This is a genomic window from Edaphobacter aggregans DSM 19364 (genome assembly GCF_000745965.1).
GTDB classification, from domain to species: domain Bacteria; phylum Acidobacteriota; class Terriglobia; order Terriglobales; family Acidobacteriaceae; genus Edaphobacter; species Edaphobacter aggregans.
This window is the reverse complement of record NZ_KN050788.1, coordinates 139,903-159,622: the sequence shown is the minus strand read 5'-3', so window position 1 is coordinate 159,622 and position 19,720 is coordinate 139,903. Positions and strand designations below refer to the sequence as shown.

The 19,720-nt window shown below is 61.9% G+C and carries 20 protein-coding genes; 11 read left to right on the top strand and 9 right to left on the bottom strand.

All coding sequences use genetic code 11. The features are described from left to right. Complete coding sequence (locus Q363_RS32405; protein ID WP_051979647.1) at window positions 1–537, top strand: MogA/MoaB family molybdenum cofactor biosynthesis protein; 537 nt, start codon at window positions 1–3, stop codon at window positions 535–537. A gap of 10 nt (window positions 538–547) precedes the next feature. After that, entirely contained in the window at window positions 548–1,204 is a 657-nt protein-coding gene (locus tag Q363_RS32400) for a YqaA family protein (protein ID WP_035358950.1), read from the top strand. A gap of 77 nt (window positions 1,205–1,281) precedes the next feature. On the opposite strand, the gene Q363_RS32395 is transcribed toward Q363_RS32400, so the two are convergent. Together Q363_RS32395 and Q363_RS32390 are read right to left on the bottom strand one after the other, a co-directional pair. Next, window positions 1,282–1,833: a DUF6580 family putative transport protein gene (locus Q363_RS32395; protein WP_035358947.1), complete on the bottom strand. Its 552-nt coding sequence runs from the start codon at window positions 1,831–1,833 to the stop codon at window positions 1,282–1,284. A 46-nt stretch (window positions 1,834–1,879) separates the two neighbouring features. Further along, the gene (locus Q363_RS32390) at window positions 1,880–2,956 is read right to left on the bottom strand and encodes a metal-dependent hydrolase (RefSeq protein ID WP_035358945.1); all 1,077 of its coding nucleotides are present in this window, start codon (window positions 2,954–2,956) and stop codon (window positions 1,880–1,882) included. A 49-nt stretch (window positions 2,957–3,005) separates the two neighbouring features. Between Q363_RS32390 and Q363_RS37200 the strand changes: the two genes are divergently transcribed. Beyond that, window positions 3,006–3,437: a hypothetical protein gene (locus Q363_RS37200; protein ID WP_157468118.1), complete on the top strand. Its 432-nt coding sequence runs from the start codon at window positions 3,006–3,008 to the stop codon at window positions 3,435–3,437. A 30-nt stretch (window positions 3,438–3,467) separates the two neighbouring features. After that, window positions 3,468–5,588 (top strand): NAD-dependent DNA ligase LigA, encoded by a 2,121-nt coding sequence (ligA, locus tag Q363_RS32380; RefSeq protein WP_035358944.1) that lies wholly within the window; start codon window positions 3,468–3,470, stop codon window positions 5,586–5,588. Between the two features lie 786 nt (window positions 5,589–6,374). Here ligA and Q363_RS32370 read toward each other — a convergent pair. Beyond that, window positions 6,375–7,253 carry an aldo/keto reductase gene (locus Q363_RS32370; protein WP_035358941.1) on the bottom strand — a complete coding sequence of 293 codons (879 nt, stop codon included), beginning with the start codon at window positions 7,251–7,253 and terminating at the stop codon, window positions 6,375–6,377. Between the two features lie 172 nt (window positions 7,254–7,425). After that, entirely contained in the window at window positions 7,426–8,352 is a 927-nt protein-coding gene (locus tag Q363_RS32365) for an MBL fold metallo-hydrolase (protein ID WP_035358939.1), read from the bottom strand. Between the two features lie 131 nt (window positions 8,353–8,483). On the opposite strand from Q363_RS32365, the gene Q363_RS32360 reads away from it, so the two are divergent. The 3 genes from Q363_RS32360 (at window position 8,484) to Q363_RS37195 (ending at window position 12,559) form a co-directional block, all read left to right on the top strand. After that, window positions 8,484–9,542 (top strand): YihY/virulence factor BrkB family protein, encoded by a 1,059-nt coding sequence (locus Q363_RS32360; protein WP_064742769.1) that lies wholly within the window; start codon window positions 8,484–8,486, stop codon window positions 9,540–9,542. A gap of 109 nt (window positions 9,543–9,651) precedes the next feature. Continuing rightward, on the top strand, window positions 9,652–11,097 hold the full coding sequence (locus Q363_RS32355; protein ID WP_035358937.1) for a sodium:solute symporter family protein: 1,446 nt from the start codon (window positions 9,652–9,654) through the stop codon (window positions 11,095–11,097). 172 nt (window positions 11,098–11,269) lie between these two features. Next, complete coding sequence (locus Q363_RS37195; protein ID WP_169747229.1) at window positions 11,270–12,559, top strand: GGDEF domain-containing protein; 1,290 nt, start codon at window positions 11,270–11,272, stop codon at window positions 12,557–12,559. Here the strand turns inward: Q363_RS37195 and Q363_RS32345 are convergent. After that, window positions 12,556–12,756, bottom strand: coding sequence for a hypothetical protein (locus Q363_RS32345; RefSeq protein WP_035359086.1), 201 nt, complete (start codon window positions 12,754–12,756; stop codon window positions 12,556–12,558). The genes Q363_RS37195 and Q363_RS32345 overlap by 4 nt on opposite strands. Window positions 12,757–12,850: 94 nt before the next feature. On the opposite strand from Q363_RS32345, the gene trxB reads away from it, so the two are divergent. Beyond that, on the top strand, window positions 12,851–13,804 hold the full coding sequence (trxB, locus tag Q363_RS32340) for a thioredoxin-disulfide reductase (RefSeq protein ID WP_035359085.1): 954 nt from the start codon (window positions 12,851–12,853) through the stop codon (window positions 13,802–13,804). A 27-nt stretch (window positions 13,805–13,831) separates the two neighbouring features. Here trxB and Q363_RS32335 read toward each other — a convergent pair whose 3' ends face one another. The 3 genes from Q363_RS32335 to Q363_RS32325 form a co-directional block, all read right to left on the bottom strand. Continuing rightward, window positions 13,832–14,350, bottom strand: coding sequence for a GNAT family N-acetyltransferase (locus Q363_RS32335; RefSeq protein WP_035358935.1), 519 nt, complete (start codon window positions 14,348–14,350; stop codon window positions 13,832–13,834). Then, window positions 14,350–14,637, bottom strand: a complete 288-nt coding sequence (locus Q363_RS32330; protein WP_035359084.1) for a type II toxin-antitoxin system TacA family antitoxin — start codon at window positions 14,635–14,637, stop codon at window positions 14,350–14,352. Before Q363_RS32330 ends, Q363_RS32335 begins: the two co-directional genes overlap by 1 nt. A gap of 70 nt (window positions 14,638–14,707) precedes the next feature. Then, complete coding sequence (locus Q363_RS32325) at window positions 14,708–15,037, bottom strand: DMT family protein (protein ID WP_035358933.1); 330 nt, start codon at window positions 15,035–15,037, stop codon at window positions 14,708–14,710. A gap of 52 nt (window positions 15,038–15,089) precedes the next feature. Between Q363_RS32325 and Q363_RS32320 the strand changes: the two genes are divergently transcribed. After that, entirely contained in the window at window positions 15,090–15,785 is a 696-nt protein-coding gene (locus Q363_RS32320) for a YggS family pyridoxal phosphate-dependent enzyme (RefSeq protein ID WP_035358931.1), read from the top strand. Between the two features lie 89 nt (window positions 15,786–15,874). Then, window positions 15,875–16,183: a DUF167 domain-containing protein gene (locus Q363_RS32315; protein ID WP_035359083.1), complete on the top strand. Its 309-nt coding sequence runs from the start codon at window positions 15,875–15,877 to the stop codon at window positions 16,181–16,183. A 233-nt stretch (window positions 16,184–16,416) separates the two neighbouring features. Here Q363_RS32315 and Q363_RS32310 read toward each other — a convergent pair whose 3' ends face one another. Next, entirely contained in the window at window positions 16,417–17,682 is a 1,266-nt protein-coding gene (locus Q363_RS32310; RefSeq protein WP_035358929.1) for a glycoside hydrolase family 28 protein, read from the bottom strand. 112 nt (window positions 17,683–17,794) lie between these two features. Between Q363_RS32310 and Q363_RS32305 the strand changes: the two genes are divergently transcribed. After that, window positions 17,795–19,639 (top strand): M2 family metallopeptidase, encoded by a 1,845-nt coding sequence (locus tag Q363_RS32305; protein ID WP_035358927.1) that lies wholly within the window; start codon window positions 17,795–17,797, stop codon window positions 19,637–19,639. Window positions 19,640–19,720: the final 81 nt, after the last annotated feature.

Below are 19,720 nucleotides of genomic sequence, written 5' to 3'. Positions count from 1 at the left end.
ATGGGTACGGGATTTGGAGCCAAGATTCGGGCGGTCGTCATCACGGTCAGCGACGGCTGCTTCCATGGCAAGCGCGAGGACCGGTCGGGGCCGGCGGTCGCGGACCTGCTGGAACAGGCGGGGGTGACGTCCATCGCCTCCGCGGTCGTCCCCGACGAGGTTGAGGCGATTGCTGCGGCACTACGGCGCGGCGCCGAGGCTGCGGAACTGGTGATTACAACGGGAGGAACGGGCCTGGCTCCGCGCGACGTGACCCCGGAGGCGACCCGGCTGGTCTGCGAGCGGCTTGTGGAGGGCCTGGCCGAGCGGATGCGCTCCGAAGGACTGCGACAGACCCCGTTCGCGGCGCTGAGCAGAGCCGTGTGCGGAACGGTCGGGAGGACGCTGATCGTCAATCTCCCGGGGAGTCCGGCGGGCGTGCAGAGCTCGCTCGAGGCGATTCTGCCCGTGTTGCCTCATGCGCTGGACCTGCTGGCGGGAATCACAGCCCATGGGGCAGATGTTCATTCGGCAGGAACAATCGCAAAGGTAGAATAGAAACGACCCCGTGAAACCTCCTCTTTCTGCTGTACTTCACAAATGGGAAGTTGCGCTGTTTGCGCTGCTGAAGCCGTTCGGTGCCTGGGGCATCGGGGCTCTGGCGGTGATCGACTCGGCGGCGATTCCCATTCCGATCGACGCTCTGCTGATCGACTACGTCGTCCACGATCACGCGAAGTTCGTGCTGTACTGCTTCATGGCTGGGCTCGGCTCCGCGGTAGGAAGCCTGCTGCCGTTCTACCTGGGACGCGCTGGCGGCGAGCTCTTCCTGCTGAAGCGGATCAACCGCAAACGCTATGAGCAGCTGCGCGACCGCTTCGAACGGCAGGAGTTCCTTGCCATCATGATTCCGGCGATGATGCCGCCGCCGATGCCGGTGAAGCTGTTTGAGTTCGCCGCGGGAGTCTTCGAGATGAAGACCGTCTGGTTCTTCTCGGCGATCCTGGTGGGAAAGTTCATTCGCTTCATGATCTGGGCCGTCATCACGATCCTCTTCGGACCGGCGATCTTCCATACGGTGATCCAGACGGTGCGCGCTCACATGGGATACGTCATGGGCATCGGGGGAATCCTTGCTGTGCTGCTCGGCGTATGGGTGGTGCGCAAGCTCTTCGACCGCCGGCGTGGAACCCGGTTCCCGCTTGAGGAAGACGCGCAACGCTGAAGACACCTCGATCGGTGAGCACAAAGAGGAAGGGCTGCGAGAGTGCTCGCAGCCCTTCTTGTCTCTTGTTGTCGGAACTAAGCGGGACGCTGGCTGTGACGGGCCTCGCGCAGGGTTGCCGAGAGGTCGCGCGCCAGAACCGGAAGCCCGAAGAGCGCTCCCGCGGTGACGGCCGTCGATATGACGTCGTTGGCGTAGAACGGGATGGCCGCGACGTAGCAGGCAAAGAGCCCCGCAGCGGTGTGGGGATACATCGAGCTGCCGGCCCAGACGGCGAAGTTGCTGAGCACGAAGAACGAGGTGGAGCTTGCGAGAACGGCTCCCGCGACGCGCAGCGCCGAGGTCTTGCCCGAGAGCACCTGGTTGCCAAATAGGCAGACCGCCGCGTACCAGAACCAGGTGACGAGGTAGTCGCTGGCGTGGAAGGCGTAGCCGAAGACCTGCGTGGTCAGGTAGTAGTCGGTCGCCATCAGAGCAAGGACGGCAGGAATCGTCTGCCAGCGGCTGCGGCGTGAGCCGAAGTAGAGCAGGCCTCCGCCGATCGCGGTGAAGCCCACGCTGGTGGTGTGGAAGCCGTACGGAAGAAGGCGGCTCAGGATGGCGAGAAGAAGTATGAGATAGGCAGCCATAGGGGACCTCAGTGATTTCTTATTTTAGCTGAACGGCGTGTAAAAGCTAGGGTTGAATGCGGCCGTCCATCTCCATGTGGTCGACGCGGCGGTCGTCGTTGACGAAGACGGCTCCGGAGAGCGGCGCTCTGTCAGGCGACGGGTCGCGGCCGAGCAGCGGCGTGGCATAGAGGAAGCGCAGGTCGCGAAACCGGACTTCGGTGAGGCCATCGGAGTTGGGTCCGCTGTCGGTGACGATCGGGTACTGCGACCAGTCGAGATAGACGTGGCCGAGCCAGCTGCGCTTTGCGACCAGCGCGGCGAGCGTGGTGGGGGGCTTGTAGAAGACGTCGGCCTGCGGGCTGGAGGTGATCTCGCCCGTGTGGGTGTTGACGGCGGAGATCTGGTAGAGGAGCGGAGTCTCGACGATGGTCTGCCAGCGGAAGGGGTTGATGGGGTAGGGATTGGCGGTGACGCGGACGATATCGACGGCGTTGCCGCTCGTATTCTCGCGTGCAAGCTCAATGGCCTTATTGCGCTCGATGATTCGCCAGCCCCACAGCGCGACGATTCCAGCCAATGCGGCGATGGCCCAGCCGCGTCCGCGATAGAGCGGCTTACGCGCGCCGACCTCGCTGCCGACGAGACTGAAGAGCGCTGGTGCGAGCAGCGCGGCGAGGAGCAGGACGAATATCACCGGCTCGAAGATGAAGACGAACGAACCCGCGTACCAGCGCGGATTGAAGGGGAAGAACGGTCGCACGCCATAGTTGTTCGTCCAGTCGAGAAGCAGGTGGGAGGCCACGGCGACGAAGGAGAACAGGTAGAGTCTCGCCCAGTGGACGGGCGCGGGTATCTGACCGGCGGGATGTGAGCGCGTTGAACGCAGGCGATGGCCGAACCAGCGATGGATGAGCCAGATGACTCCTGTGACGACGGCGGCCACGATCGGCAGGCCGATGAGCGTGTGGGTCCAGCCGCGGTGGTGCTCGAAGGCCGCAACCGGGCCTTGAAAGCCCCAGAGCACATCGATGTCCGGGGTTTCGGCGGCGAGCGTCATGGCAAGCGTGGCGTAGGCGGCTTTGCGGTTGAAGCCGGCGCGGGAGAGGACTGCGCCGGTCATGAAGTGCGTCACTGGGTCCATGCGGTTCCAGCATATCGTGCCATCAACGTCGATGGCCTATGCTGGAACCATGCCCACACTTCCAGTCACAGAGCCGGAGATCGATGAATTTATTGCGGCCTTTGAAGGCTGTACCTTGCCCAAGAGCGAGTGGACGCATGCGGCGCACCTGCTTACAGGCGCCTGCTACGTGCATGAGCTTGGGCGAGAGGCCGCTCTGGCGAAGATGCGGGAGTGGGTGCGGCGGTATAACGAGTCCGTGGGCGGGAAGAACACTGAGACCAGTGGCTATCACGAGACCATCACGGCGATGTGGATTCGCCTGCTCGACGGACTGAGACGCGAGGCCGGGGCGATGGATCGCGCGGAGTTTGCGGCCCTTGCCGTGGAGCGCTTCGCGTCGCGTCGCGACGTCTTTCGCGACTACTACGACTTCGACGTGGTGGGCTCGACCGAAGCTCGGATGCGCTGGATGGAGCCGACGCTGAAGGCGTTCGAGTAGCGGCGCGGGCCGCTCTCTATAATCGTCGCTATGTCGACGAAGCAGACGGCAGAGGAACCTACGAAACAGGTCGAGGCGTTGCGCGAGGAGATTCGCCATCACGAGCATCTCTACTACGTGCTCGATGCGCCCGAGATCACGGACGCGCAGTACGACGCGCTGATGAACCGGCTGAAGAAGCTGGAACAGGATCATCCGGAGTTGGTGACTCCGGACTCGCCAACGCAGCGCGTTGGAGGCAAGCCGCGCGAGGGGTTCCCGAAGGTAGCGCACTCGCGGCCGATGCTGTCGCTCGATAACGCTTACAACGACGAGGAGCTGCGCGCGTGGGAGCAGAGGGTTCGCGGCGCGCTGGCGGCTTCGGAGACGGTGCGCTATGTCTGCGAGCTGAAGCTCGACGGGCTCTCGATGGCGTTGCAGTACGGTGCGGGAGCGCATGGTTCGTCGCAGCTGGAGCGCGGATTGACGCGCGGCAATGGAACGATCGGCGAGGACGTGACGACGAACGTCAGGACGATCCGATCGGTTCCGCTGAGCGTTGCCGCGACGAAGTTGAAGACGGCGAAGATGCCGCAGAGCTTCGAGGTTCGCGGCGAGGTGGTGCTTCCGCAGGCGGCGTTCGTGAAGATGAACGAGGAGCGCGTGGCCGCGGGAATGACGGCGGCGGCGAATCCGCGGAACGCTGCGGCGGGGACGATACGGACGCTCGAGCCGAACATCGTGGCGCAGCGGCGGCTGGACTTCTACGCGTACTTGCTGCTGCGGGATGGTGAACCGCTGCTGGCGCATCACTCGGAGTCGCTGAAGGCGCTGGATGAGGCGGGCTTCCGCGTGAATAAGTACTGGCGCGTGACTAAAAACATTGACGAGGTGCTGAAGTTCATCGCCGATGCGGAGCCGATGCGCGAGACGCTCGGCTACGAGATCGATGGTGTGGTGATCAAGGTCGATTCGATGGCGCAGCAGCGGCGGCTTGGGTTTACGGGCAAGGCTCCGCGATGGGCGATTGCTTACAAGTTCGCGGCGCGCGCGGGCATTACGAGGCTGGAGGATGTGCTGTTCCAGGTGGGACGGACAGGCAAGTTAACGCCGGTGGCTGCGCTTGCGCCGGTGTTTATCGGCGGAACGACGGTGACGCGGGCGACGCTGCACAATGCCGATGAGATCGAGCGGCTGGGCGTGAAGATTGGCGACTACGTGCAGGTGGAGCGCGGCGGCGACGTGATCCCGAAGATCGTTGAGGTGGTCGAGGACAAGGAGCATCCTCGGGGACATGGGAAGATCGTCTTCCCGGAGAAGTGTCCTCGCTGCGGAACTGCGCTGGTGCGCGAGGAGGGCGAGGTTGACTGGAGGTGCGTCAACGCTAGCTGTCCGGCTCGGCTGGCTGAGGAGCTGCGGCACTTTGCTTCGCGCGGCGTGATGAACATCGAAGGGCTGGGCGAGGCTCTGGTTGGGCAGCTGCTGGGGCATTCGCTTATCGAGATTAGCGCTGCAGCAGTTGACGGCGATGAGGAGACGACTGCGGAGGCGCCGACGCGCGAGGCGCTGGTGCACTCGATTGCGGATATCTATGAGTTGAACAAAGACGATCTGCTGAAGCTGGAGCGGATCGGCGAGAAGTCGGCCGATTCGCTGCTGGAGCAGATCGAGCGGTCGAAGAAGGCTCCGCTGAATCGCGTTCTGCTTGGGTTGGGCATTCGCTTTGTGGGCGAGCGGACGGCGCAGCTGCTGGCGTCGCACTTCGGGTCGATGGACGCGATCATGGAGGCGTCCGCCGAGGAGCTGGAGGCGGTAAACGAGGTCGGGCCGAAGGTCGCGGAGGCGATTGTGGAGTTCTTTGCTGCGAAGCGCAATCGCGAGCTGGTGGAGCGGCTGCGCAAGGCTGGGTTGACGTTTACGGCGGAGAAGAAGGTGACTTCGTCCGAGTTGGAAGGGTTGACGTTTGTGCTGACCGGGACGCTGCCGAACCTTACTCGCGAGGAGGCCAAGGAGAGGATCGAGGCTGCGGGCGGCAAGGTTTCGGGTAGTGTGAGCAAGAAGACTAGTTACGTGGTTGCGGGCGAGGAGGCCGGGTCGAAGCTCGACAAGGCGCAGTCGCTGGGGGTGAAGGTGCTGGACGAGGCCGGGTTGCTGGAGATGCTGGGGCGGTGACCCCTCCCCTCGAAAAGTATGCAAAGTATTGATTTAAGATAATTTATCGTGGAACTTCGGGCTGCGCCTCCGGGCAGGGTATTGAAAACAAATAGCTTGAATCGCGTTGCTTTTCAAAGTATTCATTCAAAAAAGTTTAGCCGTCATCGAGAAAAAGCTCCGGTTGAAGACCCGGAGCTTTTTTGTATCTGGTTCTATTTTATCGGCTTGAGTGGAATTAATCGGCACCTCCGGGTTCGGAGGTTAGTCGCTTGTTTTGTTCGGTTTGCATGGTTTTTGGGAATGGAGAGGGCTTGACAATTTTTTTGGGTGCCCTAGTGGGTCGGTGGGTCGGTTCCTCCAGCGCGTTCGACCGCGCTCGGGACGGAGTATTAGCCGCCTTCGCGGTTGGCTTGATGGCCGGGCTGAAGCCCGGCCCTACCTTAGAGGCAAAAGCAAAGGCGGCAAAGCAGATGCAAAAGCAAAAGCAAAAGCCAATGCGGGGGTTCTTCGCTTCGCTCAGAATGAGGAGCAAAAGCAAAGGCAAAGACAACGTGACGAGCAAAAGCAAAAGCAAAAGCAAAGGCAAAGGCAAAGACAACGGCAAAAGCAACCGCAGGTCCTTCGACTCTGCGCTGCGCGCTTCGCTCAGGATGACGCGGTCGGAGGCTGAGCGCTTCGCTCGAGGGGACAGCTTCGCTTGAGGTCGCAGCTTCGCTCGAGGTCGTAGCGTCGCTCGAGGTCGCAGCTGCGCTCGCAATGACCCCTTGCTGAAGCAGGTGGCTCGACGATGCCGCCCGTTAGGAGCTACTTTGCGGAGTCTTCGATCTCCTTCCACTCGGCGGCGCTTAGCTGTACGTCTGCTGCGGCGATGTTCTCTTCGAGGTGTTCGATGGAGGTGGTGCCGGGGATGGGCAGCATCACGGGGGAGTGGTGGAGGAGCCAGGCGAGCGAGAGCTGGGAGACGGTCGCTTTGTGGCGTTTGGCTGCGGTGTCGAGCTTTCCGCCGGGCTGGGCGAGCTTGCCGGAGGCGACGGGGAACCAGGGGATGAAGGCGATGTTGTGCTTCTCGCAGTACTGGAGGACGTCCTCGTGCTGGCGGTCGGAGAGGTTGTACTGGTTCTGGACGCTGACGATGTCGATGACCTTGCGGGCCTGGTCGATCTCGTGAGGCTTGACCTCGCTGAGGCCGACGTGGCGGATCTTGCCCTGCTCCTGGAGGCGCTTGATGACGCCGAGGGACTCTTCGACGGGGACCTTGGGGTCGATGCGGTGGAGCTGCCAGAGGTCGAGGCGCTCGAGCTTGAGGAGGCGGAGGCTCATCTCGACCTGCTGGTGGAGGTACTCGGGACGGCCGACGGGGAGCCAGCGGTCGGGGCCCTGGCGGGTGAGGCCGGCCTTGGTGGCGATGACGACGCCTTTGGCGTAGTAGGGGGCGAGGGCCTCGCCGATGAGGCGCTCAGAGACCTCGGGGCCGTAGGAGTCGGCGGTGTCGATGAAGTTTACGCCTAGTTCGACGGCGCGGCGGAGGACTTTCCTGGCGGCTTCGAGGTCCTTGGGCTCGCCCCAGATGCCTTTGCCGGTGATGCGCATGGCTCCGTAACCGAGGCGGTGGATGGGGAGATCGCCGCCGAGCTTGAAGGTTCCGCTGGACGCTGCGTTAACGGGAGAGGTCCTGGTTGTCATGGGGGATTGGATGCAGCGGAGTGGGTTGGGGATTGTGAAGGGGTGGTTGGTGCGGGGGGAGGCAGGCATGCCCCAGGGGAGACCCGATGCTAAAGCATCGGGCTACCAGCCCAGGCCTACTTCGGAAGCAAGAGCAGTACGTTCGGGGCTTTGCTCGAGTGATTCCAGGGGCTCAATAGGGGGAGGATGGAGGGAGGCGGAGGGTTCCGCCCTCTTCGAGGACGTGGAGTTGGTCGGCGATGCCGAGGCGGTGGGCCTCGGCGTGGAGGCGCTGGATAGGCTCTTCCATGGGCTCGCGGCCCAGGGGGAAGGTTCCGTAGTGCATGGGGACCATCCAGCGGGCGCGGGTCTCGACGAAGGCCTGGACGGCCTCTTCAGGGCTGGTGTGGACGGTGCGGTAGGCGTCGGGGAAGTAGGCTCCGATGGGAAGGAGCGCGACGTGGGGGGCGAGGCGCTGGCCGATCTCGGTGAAGCCGTCGAAGTAGGCGGTGTCGCCGGAGTGATAGACGGAGTGCTGGGGTGAGGCGATGACGTAGCCGCCGTAGCCGCGATGGGTGTCGTTGAACATGCGGGCTCCCCAGTGGCGGCAGGGGGTCATGGTGATGCGGAGGCCGCCGAGGTCGATCTGCTGCCACCACTTCATGGAGTGGTGGCGGCGGAAGCCGAGGTGGGAGACGAGGTCCTCGACGCCGCGAGGGATGACGACCTCGGGGGCTCGGCCGCGGAGCCGGCGGGCGGCTCGGATGACGCGGCGGAGTGAGGGGATGTTGAGGTGGTCCATGTGGGCGTGGGTGATGAGGACCAGGTCGATGGGGGGCATCTGCTCGACGAGGAGGCCAGGGCGACGCTGGCGGCGGAGGACGACGAGGCGAGTGGCGAAGACGGGGTCGACGAGGATGTTGCGGGCGCCGATCTGGAGGAAGAAGGAGGAGTGGCCGATGAAGGTGACGCCAAGCTCAGAGGGAGAGACGAGTTCGGCGGGGCGCGGCTGGCCGGTGATGGGGTTCTGGTGGCTCTCCTGGACGACGCGGAGAAGTTGGCCAACCTTCCGTACGGGGAAGGGTCTTCGCTCCCAAAGTCTTCTTACAGGGCTTGCCATCGGTCGCACACTCATTGTAGATGCGTGAGGGGGTGCCCGGGAATGAAGACTGTGAGAATCGTTTCGGCATCTTAACCCCTTTGGAGCAGGTTGCCGTGAGTCGACGCAGGCCCCCGGAAGGAGCACCGATCGTGCCCTCGGACCACAGACTCGATCATCCTTCGGATACGCGGCAGCAGAGGGTCTGGGACTACGTGTCGCAGTCGCCGCTGCGTTCGCTGTGGGATTTGCAGGGAGTTCCGGTAAAAGTGGTGGCGGCTCGGACCTGGCGGGCAATGCTGGCGGACAATCTGCTGGGGCGGGCGGCGGAGTTGGCGTTCTATTTTCTGTTTGCGCTTTTTCCGACGCTGTTCAGCGCGAGCTCGATCCTGGGGCTGGCGGCGAGGTCGGCATCGACGATCTATATGCGACTGCTGGAGTACTTGGCGCTGGTCGTTCCGACCTCGGCCCTGGGGGCGGTGCTGACGACGTTTGAGGAGACGACGGCGCATGCGACGACGGGGAAGCTGACGTTCGGGCTGATTGCGGCGGTGTGGTCGGCGTCGGTGGGGGTTTCGGCGATCCAGGATTCGCTGAACATGGTGTACAAGGTGCGGGACCCGCGATCGTATTTTCACGCGCGGATCTCGGCGATCGGGCTGACGATCGTGTTGTCTGCGCTGGCGACGCTGACGCTGGCGGTGATGCTGGGCGGGGATGTGTTCGCGGTGTTTACGCGGGCGCGGATCGAGAGCCCTTTTGCAGCTGCGGTGGTTGCGATGACGGGCCGCGTGGTGGCGTGGATTGCTGCGACGGGATTGCTGGCGCTGTGTTTTGCAGTGATCTACTACTGGGCCCCAGGGGTGAGGAAGAGATGCTGGAGATGGCTGACGCCGGGCGGGGCGGTGGGCATCTTCGGCTGGCTGTTCGCTTCGCTGCTGCTGAGGGTGTACCTGCACTTCTTCAACTTCTATTCGTTGACGTATGGGTCGCTGGGGGCGGTGATCATTCTGCTGACGTGGTTTTACCTAACGGGGTTCATGATGCTGCTGGGGGCGGAGATCAACAGCGAGATTGAGGCGGCGGAGGCGGAGATGAAGCTGGCGGGGCGGACGCCTTCGGCGAGCGAGCCGGCGAATGTTCCGGACGTTAATGTTGCGCCATCGCCTGCTGAGCTGCCACCGTCTTCTTCGTCCATGCCTCGTAGGTGAGACGGTCTTTGTTGGCCTGCCAGTCGGGGTCGGGGAGGACGGTGAGCTGGGCGCGGGTGAGAGGTCAGGGGAGGTCCATGGGCAACAGGCTACAATCTGTTGACGCCCCATGAATCTTTACGCCGCTGTTATCGCCGTTATCGTTCTTGTTCTGCTTACTGTTTCGCTGGCACGTCTGGGCAAGGTGAAGACCAAGGCCGACTACCTGGTGGCCGGGCGCTCACTGCCTGCTTTTGTGTTGGTCTTTACGCTGCTGTCGTCGTGGATCGGATCGGGCTCGCTGCTGGGTGGAGCGGAGAACGCGTACAAGCATGGCTTTGTGGCGCTGTGGCAGGCGGGAGGAGGCTGGGCGGGACTGCTGCTGATCTACTTCATCGCTCCGCGGGCGAGGAAGTTTGCGCAGTACACAATTCCCGATCTGCTGGAGACGCGGTACAACCAGACGGCGCGGGTGCTGGGTGTGATCGCGATTCTGCTGACGTACACGGCGATTACGAGCTACCAGTTCATCGGCGGGGGAGACATTCTGCACCTGATCTTTCCGGATGTGATCACGCCGATTCTGGGGCGCTACATTCTGGCGGCGTTCGTGATTGTGTTCACGGCGATTGCGGGAATGTCTTCGGTGGCGTACATGGATCTTTTCATCGGGCTGCTGGCGACGGGGACGATGTGCCTGGCGCTGCCGGTGCTGATCCACAGGGCCGGGGGGTGGGGCGCGGTTCATGCGGCGCTGCCGGCGTCGCACTTTACGGTGTTCGACGACCTGGGCTTTATGAAGTCCCTGGAGCTGTTTCTGCCGACGTGTTTGCTGCTGCTGGGGAACCAGTCGATGTATCAGAAGTTCTTCTCGGCGAAGTCGGAGAAGGATGCACGGCGGGCAGTGGTGGGGTGGATTATCGGCACGGTGATTCTGGAGACGGTGATTGTGGCGATCGCGGTGACGGGGTCGGCGCTGTTTCCTACGGGCGAGGTGAGCAAGGCTCCGCGGGAGATTCTGGCTTACTGCGGACTGCATGGGTTTGGAGATAGCTCAGCGCCGCTGCGGCTGCTGGGGGCGCTGCTGATGGGGGCGATCTTCGCGAAGATCATCTCGACGGCGAATAACTGGCTGTTCTCGCCGGCGACGAACCTGGTGAACGATATCTATGCGCGGTACATCAATCCGGAGGCTTCGAACAAGAAGATTCTGATTGTGAGCCGGTTGATGGTGGTGCTGCTGGGGCTGTGGGCGCTGTTTCAGTCGCTCGGGACGGAGTCGGTGTTGAAGAAGGCGCTGTATGCGTACACGATCTACTCGGCTGCGCTGACGCCGGTGATTCTGGCGGCGTTCTTCTGGAAGCGAGCGACGGCAGCGGCGGCGGTGGCGAGTATCGCCGTGGGGACAGCGGTGACGGTGTCGTGGGAGTGGGTTGCGCCGCATCTGCCGCTGGCGCTGGGCGAGCGGGACGCGATCTTTCCGGCGCTGGTTGCGTCACTGATCTGCCTGTTTGCGGTGAGCCGGGTGACCTCCGCGCCGCGGCGGGAGCAGCTGGAGCAGCTGGAAAAGGCCTGATGGTTGCGCAGATTCCCGAGATGGGAATGCCGTTGCGCAGAATTGACGTCCAGCCGACAATCGTTCGCACTCCCGTAATGTTGTTGCTGCACGATCAATGTTTCTGGAATTAACAGCCACGGAGCGCTGAGATTCTGACGACGAACGCACGATGCCGCCCGGGTGCTGTGAGATGAACATCCAGCTCCTTCCTGATCTGGCCGCGATGGCCACACTGCTTACGATTCTGTACTTCCTGAGGCGACGCCATCTGCAGGAGGGCGTGGGGCTTTGGATCGTCGGACTTGTCTTTATCTTTCTCGAGGCGATCGCGCACTTCCTCTACATGCCTTCGGGGCCGCGTCATCTGCCGATGCACGTGGTGGCGCTCGATTCGTATCTGGCGGCGGGGGCTATCTTTCTGCTGGCGGCGGCGCGGGGACTGTTCCCGCAGCGGCTGACGCTGATTTACCTGCTGGTGAACACAGCTCCGCTTGCGGCGATTGAGACGATCTATGGGCTGGACCTGCGCAATCGAGCGCTGTATCACCTTGTGGCGGCCTGCGGGCTGGCGCTCGGGCTGGTGACCCCATTCTTTCTCTGCAGTACAGTGCGACTGCGAAAGGCGTGGTGGCTGGTGCTGGTTCAGGCGGCGATCTGGATTCCGGTGTGGAGCTTCGCCTCGAACCAGATGTTCCGGGACACGGCGTACTATTCGCTGTTTGTGATGTACCTGACGGCTGCTGTTGTGTTTCAGCTCAGCCTGCCAAAGAAGAGCCTGGGAAAGATCTCCATTGTTGCGGGCTTCACACTGTGGTCGCTGGTGTTTCTGGCGCACTCGTGGGTGTCGAACAACCCGCAGTATGTCGGCGTGGCCGCGGCGGTGTGGGACTGGCAGAAGTTTCTGGTGACGATTGGGATGCTGCTTGTGATGCTGGAGCGGCAGGTCTCCTGCAACGAGTGGAATGCTCTGCATGACCAGCTGACGGGACTGCCGAATCGAAGGCTGTTCGAGGACCGGCTGGAGCAGGCGCTGGAGCACTCGCGGCGCAACGGGACTCGCACGGCGTTAACAATGATCGACCTAAATGGCTTCAAGAGCATCAACGATCAGCAGGGGCACGACACGGGCGACCGCCTGCTGGAGCACATCGCAAACAATCTTCGCCACGCAGTGCGGTCGCCGGATACGCTGGCGCGGCTGGGCGGGGACGAGTTCATCATTATTGCCACTGACCTGCCGAGCGAGATGCCGGCCTCGTTGCTGGTTGAGGCGAGCACGGCGAGGGTGAGGGATGCTCTGAAGAAGCCGCTTCAGGTTGGCGGCAGGAGTCTTTCGGTGAGTGGAAGCGTCGGGGTGGCCATCTTCCCGGACGATACGACCGATGAGGTGCTGCTGCGGCGGCTGGCGGACCAGCGGATGTATCAGCAGAAGCGGCAGATTCCGCTTCCGCTGGGAGACGCCGCCTCTCTCGGGTTCTAGATCTCGGGGTAGAAGTCGAAGAAGGCGTCGAGGCTCATCTTGAGCTGGGCCTCGATCTGCTCGCGGGAGCCCTCGAGGACGTGCATGGTGACGTGGGCCTGGTTGCCGTTTTTGAGCTCGATGGGGGCGTCGCCTACGCTGGCGATCTCGTCGGCAGGGAGAAGGCGCATTCCGTAGACAAGGGTTAGGTTGGCCATGGTTTGATTGTAGATGGGCCGAGGAAGGCCTGAAGAGGAGACTGGCACGATGAATCCTTTTGAACGGCCACGCATTTACACTATTGAGACTGATATGAGTGAAAACACGACGCGCGATACTGTCATCCTCGGCTCCGGATGCGCGGGGCTGACTGCGGCTATTTACACGGCACGGGCGAACCTGAAGCCGCTGGTGCTGGAGGGCCATGAGCCGGGCGGGCAACTTTCGATTACGACGCTGGTGGAGAACTTTCCCGGCTGGCCGGAGGGGATCCAGGGGCCGGAGCTGATCGAGAACATGAAGAAGCAGGCGGTGCGGTTCGGCGCGGAGCTGAAGATGGCGCACCTGCACTCGATCGACCTGACGAAGCACCCATATGAGCTGAACATCGGCAAAGAGACGATCCGCACGCGGACGCTGATTATCGCCTCGGGCGCGAGTGCGCGGTGGCTGAATCTGCCGAGCGAGCAGGCGCTGATCGGCCATGGCGTGAGCTCGTGCGCGACGTGCGATGGGTTCTTTTTTTCGGGCAAGGAGATTGCGGTGATCGGGGGCGGCGACTCGGCGATGGAGGAGGCGCTGTTTCTGACGCGGTTTGCGACGAAGGTGACGCTGATCAATCGCAGCGAGAAGTTTCGCGCGTCGAAGATCATGCTGGAGCGGGCGATGGCGCATCCGCAGATCGAGTTCATGACGAGCACGGTGGTGGAAGAGGTGCTCGGCGTGGAAGATAAGGATGTGAAGGGGCTGAAGCTGAAGAACAGGGCGACGGGCAAGGAGTCGACGCTGCCGGTGTCGGCGATGTTTCTGGGGATTGGGCATGAGCCGAATGCGAAGGCGTTCACGGGACTGCTGGATCTCGATCCGGATGGCTACATTCTGACGAAGAACAATGTCTTCACGACGAAGGACGGCGAGATTATTCCGGGCGTGTTTGCTTGCGGGGATATTCAGGACCGGCGGTATCGGCAGGCGATTACGGCGGCGGGTTCGGGATGCATGGCTGCGCTTGAGGTGGAGAAGTATCTGGAGGAGCACGGGCGGTAAGTGCTCGTGCGTTGGATGCGGCAAGCATCATTCAAACATTTTTTCGATCGTCTTCATGGGTAAAAACATTCGTCCGGGTTGTTCGTGGAAGTCTTTGAACTGATGTTTGCGATAGAAGTCCCGAACCCCTTCTTTCGCGTCCAATACGACGGCCCACGAAGCGATTTGCCTCGAGTTTTCCAGCGAGAGATGCAGCGCATGCATGAGGAGCAAGGTTCCCAGATGTTTGCCTTGAAGTTTCAGGTCGACCGCCATTCGCCCAAGCAAGGTCACTCCGATAGGACTTCGTGACGGCAGCTTTTTTCCAAACCGTGTTGGCAGTTCCTGGTTCAGGATAGAAAGCGCAGAAAGTGTATAGAACCCGGCGATGTTCACCCCATCGCTAGTCAGAACAAAGGGAGCGGCAGTTCCTCTATCCCGATCCTGAGCCATCTGTTTTTGCAGATAGTTGTCCAACGCCTCGACGCCACAGGAGAAATCCTCGCGCCGATGGGATCCGTTGAGAGCTTCGATCCAATATTCGGTGGAAAACGCAACCTTCGTCACTACTTCCGGACCCACTTCTTGTAGGCGGCGGCTGCAGCCTTCACGCGCAGATTTGGCTCAGGAGGGTTCAGGCACGCTTCAACAAATCGCCTTGAGGCTTCCGCATTCAATATCCATGTCTCGTTCTGTTCGATGGTCTTCACTGCAGCTTCATCGGCCGCCTGAACGAGAAAATCGGAGAACGAAAGCCCCCGATAGTGTGCTGCGCGCTCAATTCGAGCTTTTTGTTCGGGCCGCAGCCGAGCCTCCGCCCGTTCCGTCTTCGCTTTTCTTGCGATGGTTGCCATCTGCGCCTCCAAATGTACGGCAGGTTTCCGTAAAAATAAACTATACCCTTCTCCGCGAATCAGCTCTTTGTCAGAACTTGTGGAACATGAAGAAGGCTCCGGCGACGAGGCAACAGAAGGCTACGGCGTGGTTCCAATGGAGTTTGTCGCCGAAGTAGTAGACGGAGAAGACTCCGAAGACCGAGAGGGTGATGACCTCCTGGATGACCTTGAGCTGGTCGGGGGTGAAGGTGCGGACGCCGATGCGGTTGGCGGGGACCTGGAGGCAGTACTCGAAGAAGGCGATGGACCAGCTGACGAGGATGACCTTCCAGAGGGAGACCTCCTTGTACTTGAGGTGGCCGTACCAGGCGAAGGTCATGAAGATGTTCGAGGCGGTGAGCAGAAGGATGGTGCGCATGAGTTTGGGGGAGGTCTCCGAAGAATGGCCGATGCCATAAGATTTATGTTAAATGACGATTGCAGAGAACATTGCTCGACTGAAAGAAGAGATGGCAGCGGCCTGCCGCAGGGCGGGTCGCGATGAGCGCGAGGTGGCGCTGATGGCGGTGAGCAAGGTGCATCCGGTTGAGGCGATTCTGGAGGCGTATGCGGCGGGGCAGCATCTGTTTGGCGAGAACAAGGTGCAGGAGTTCGAGGGGAAGCGTCCGCGGCTTGTGGGGCTGGAGGCGGCGGAGTTTCACCTGATTGGGCCGCTGCAGTCGAACAAGACGAACAAGGCGGCGGAGCTTTTTGATGCGGTGGATGCGGTGGACTCGCTGAAGATCGCGGAGCGGTTGGAGAGGGCGGCGAAGGCGCTGGGGAAGCGGCTTCCGGTGCTGATTGAGGTGAAGCTGTCGCATGAGGAGTCGAAGCATGGCTTGGGGCCGGAGGAGCTGCCGGCGCTGCTGGATGGGATGCGTGGGTTCGAAGCGGTGGAGGCTGTGGGGTTGATGACGGTGCCTCCGTGGTCGGAGGATGCGGAAGTGGCGCGGCCTTACTTTCGCGAGTTGCGACGGCTGCGGGATGAGGCGGTGAAGGCGCATCCGAAGTTGGTCGGGCTTTCGATGGGGATGTCGAATGACTTTGCGGTGGCGATTGAAGAGGGAAGCACCTGTGTGAGGGTGGGGACGGCGATCTTTGGGAGGCGGGTTTATGCGGGGGCGTGAGGGGTTTGTGGCAGCGCGAGCGAAATGCAGGTCCTTCGACTGCGCGCTACGCGCTCCGCTCAGGATGACAGTGTTTGGGTGAGTGGGATATGAGTGAAGCGGCGGAGTTCGTGCGGGATGTTGCGGATGGATGCACGGTGAGCGTGCGGGTGCAGCCGGGGGCTCGTAAGGACGCGGTAGTGGGGCTGCATGGCGGGGCGGTGAAGATTGCGCTGAGTGCTCCTCCGGTGGATGGGAAGGCGAACGAGGCGCTGATTGCGTTTGTCGCGGAGAAGGTGGGGCTGCCGCGGGCTCGGGTGTCGCTGGTGAGTGGGGCCGCGAACAGGAGCAAGGTGTTGCGTGTTACGGGGAAGAGTGCGGCTGAGGTGCGGGCGGCGCTGTTGGAGGAACTCGCCTAAGGCGGATCGCGCTGGTGCGCGATGGCCCACCTTAGCGACGATAAGACCGTCGCGAAGATGGGGCACCCGGCATCCGACGTGGGCGGATTGTTTTTGCGCCTCGCGACTGCGAGGGTGGCCTGTGTGGCGAAATACAGGGGGTTCTCCACTGCGCAACGGACGATGAGACCGTCCGTTGCTCCGGTCGAAATGACGTCTTCAAAAGAGCGACGAAGTGACGCCTGTTCAAAGAGCTATTTGATGTCTATAGCAGCGGCAGGGCCTTTGGTTATGGCTTCGCCGTTGGCGATGACGAGGTGGACGTCGGAGCCGGAGACGTTGGCGTAGGCGATGGTCATGCCCTTTTCGGCGGCGATGTTGATGTTTTTCAGGACGACGTTCTTCACCGGCGATTCGGGCAGGCCGACGATGACGCCTGCGGTGCCGCTCTTGACGGAGTTCACGTTCTCGATGGTGATGTCGTGGAAGAAGGGTGTGAGGCGGGTGATGGGGGCGGCGGCTACGTCGCCTTCAGGCAGCACCTTGGGGTAGTACTCGCTGATGAGGATGGCGGTCTTTACGTCCTCCATGGTGATGTCCTTGAAGGAGATGTTGAAGACATGGTTGCCGCGGTCGCGGTTGGCCTTGATACGTATGGCCTGGTCGGTGCCCTTGAAGTGGATGCGCTCGGCGTGGATGTTGTTGGCGCCGCCGGCGATCTCGGAGCCGATGGAGAGGCCGTGGCCGTGCATGAAGTCGCAGTCAGTGATGGTGATGTTGGTGCTGGGGGAGTCGGGGCCAGGAGAGTTGATGATGCCGCTCTTGATGGCGATGTTGTCGTCGCCTACGTCGGCGTAGACGTGGTCGATGATCATGTTGGAGGAGCTGAAGGGATCGATGGCGTCGGTGTTGGGCGAGTGCTGCGGCGCGAGGATGCGGACGTTACGGATGACGGTGTCGTCAGTGTAGTAAGGCACGACCTGCCAGGATGGCGAGTTCTGGATGGTGACTCCTTCGATGCGGACATGTTTGCAGTGGTCGAAGACGACGAGGCGTGGGCGGAAGTCGACGGCGCCGACGACCCCGGCGTTCTTGGTCTTGCGGGCCTCCTCCCACCAGGACTCGCCGTTGCCGTCGATGGTGCCCGGGCCGGTTATAGCGATGTTCTCGGCGTTGGTGGCGCTGACGAGCGACTGGGTGCCGGCCGCGCGGAACTCGGTCTTCTTGGGATAGTCGGCGTGGTCGGGCGAGCCGAGGAGAGTCGTGCCCTTGGCGAGGTCGAGCGTGACGTTGCTCTTGAGGACAATCGGGCCGGAGACGAAGACTCCACCGGAGAGTTGCACGGTGCCTCCACCGACCTTGGCACAGTCGTCGATGGCGGACTGGATGGCGGCGGTGTTCTTCGTCGTACCGTCGGGCTTTGCGCCGTAAGTGCGCGCTTCGCAGACCTTGGCGGCGGCGGGGAGCGAGGCGGCGAGAAGCAGAGCGGCGGCAAGCGAGAGTGCAGTGGTGGGTTTCATGAGGTCCTTCCGGGGTGTTTTCGGTTCGGAGGAATAGTAACGAAAATTGGTCAGAGCCCACCCACCTTAATGTTGCCGAGAGCTGGAACGGGATTCTGTGTAAACTCCGGCCATGAAGAGATTGCGTGTTGTCTTGTGTCTGTCGTTGATGCCGGTGTGTATGTTTGCGCAGAGGCATGCGGGTCCTCCGACGGTTGAAGAGGCGAGGGCGTTTCTGGATCGCGCCAATGCGGAGCTGCTGGCGTTGGGGAATGAGGCGGCGCGGGCGGGGTGGGTGCAGGCGACCTACATCACCGACGACACGGAGGCTCTGGCGGCGAAGGCGAATGAGCGGCTGCTGACGAAGACGAACGAGCTGGTGATTGCTTCGCGGCGGTTTCAGGGGCTGAAGATGCCGCCGGAGATGGAGCGGCAGTTCAAGCTGCTGCGGCTGAACGGATCGCCGACGGACCCGAAGCTGGTCGCGGAGCTGACGCAGGTGAACACGGCTCTGGACGGGATGTATGGCAAGGGGAAGTTCTGTCCGCCGGGGAAGAGCGGCGAGGACTGCCTGGGGATCGAGCAGATCGACGTGCTGATGGCGAAGTCGCGTGACCCGAAGGAGCTGGAGCAGTTGTGGGAGGGCTGGCACGAGATCTCACCGCCGATGCGGGCGAAGTATGCGCGGCTGGTGGAGCTGTCGAACCAGGGCGCGAAGGAGTTCGGCTTCAAGGACACGGGCGATCTGTGGCGCTCAGGGTATGACATGACTCCGGCGGAGTTTTCGGCAGAGCTGGAGCGCACATGGGCGCAGCTGGAGCCTCTGTACAAGGAGCTGCATGCGTATGTGCGGTTCAAGTTGATCCAGAAGTATGGTGCGGCTGCGGAGAGGCCGGACGGGATGATTCCTGCGCATCTGCTGGGGAATATGTGGGCGCAGGAGTGGGGGAATGTATACGACATTGTGGCTCCGGCGCCGACGGGGAGCTACACGATGTACGACCTGGAGGCTGCGCTGAAGCAGCAGATCGGGCCGGTGTCGGAGCTTGAGGCGGGCAAGAAGATGGCGAAGTATGGCGAGGGTTTCTTTACTTCGCTGGGCTTCGACCCGCTGCCGGCGACCTTCTGGGAGAGGTCGCAGTTCATCAAGCCACGTGATCGCGATGTGGTGTGCCATGCGAGTGCGTGGGATGTGGACAACGACCAGGATCTACGCATCAAGATGTGCATCAAGGTGAATGCGGACGACTTCACGACGGTGCATCACGAGGAGGGGCATAATTTTTATCAGCGGGCATATCACAAGCAGCCATTTATCTTCCGGGGCGGCGCGAACGACGGGTTTCATGAGGCGATTGGGGACTCGATCGCGCTGTCGATTACTCCGGATTATCTGCAGCAGCTGAAGCTGATCGATACGGCTCCTCCGGTGGAAGCGGACATTCCTCTGCAGTTGCGCACGGCGCTGGACAAGATTGCGTTTCTTCCGTTTGGGCTGCTGATTGATAAGTGGCGGTGGGAGGTCTTCAGCGGGGAGGTGAAGCCGGCGGACTACAACAAGGCGTGGTGGGAGCTGCGGGAGAAGTATCAGGGGGTGGCTCCGCCGATTGCGCGGACGGATGCTGAGTTCGATCCGGGAGCGAAGTATCACATTCCGGCGAATGTTCCGTATGCCCGGTACTTCTTGGCACGGATCTATCAGTTTCAGTTCTACAAGGCGATGTGCGATGCGTCGGGGTACAAGGGGCCGCTGAACCGGTGCAGCTTCTACGGAAGCAAGGAGGCCGGCGCGAAGCTGAACGCGATGCTGGAGGCGGGGCAGTCGAAGCCATGGCAGGAGACGCTGAAGACGATGACGGGCGAGGATCACCTGGATGCGGGACCGATGCTGGAGTACTTCGCTCCGCTGTACCAGTGGCTGAAGCAGCAGAATGCTGCGAACAAGGTGAATGTGGGTTGGACGGCTGGTAAGCCGTAGTGCTGTTGCGTTAACTCGAAGCGGACGGCGTTGGTTTTTAGCCCACTGTTAGCGGTAAATCCGATTACATTGGCTAGTGGC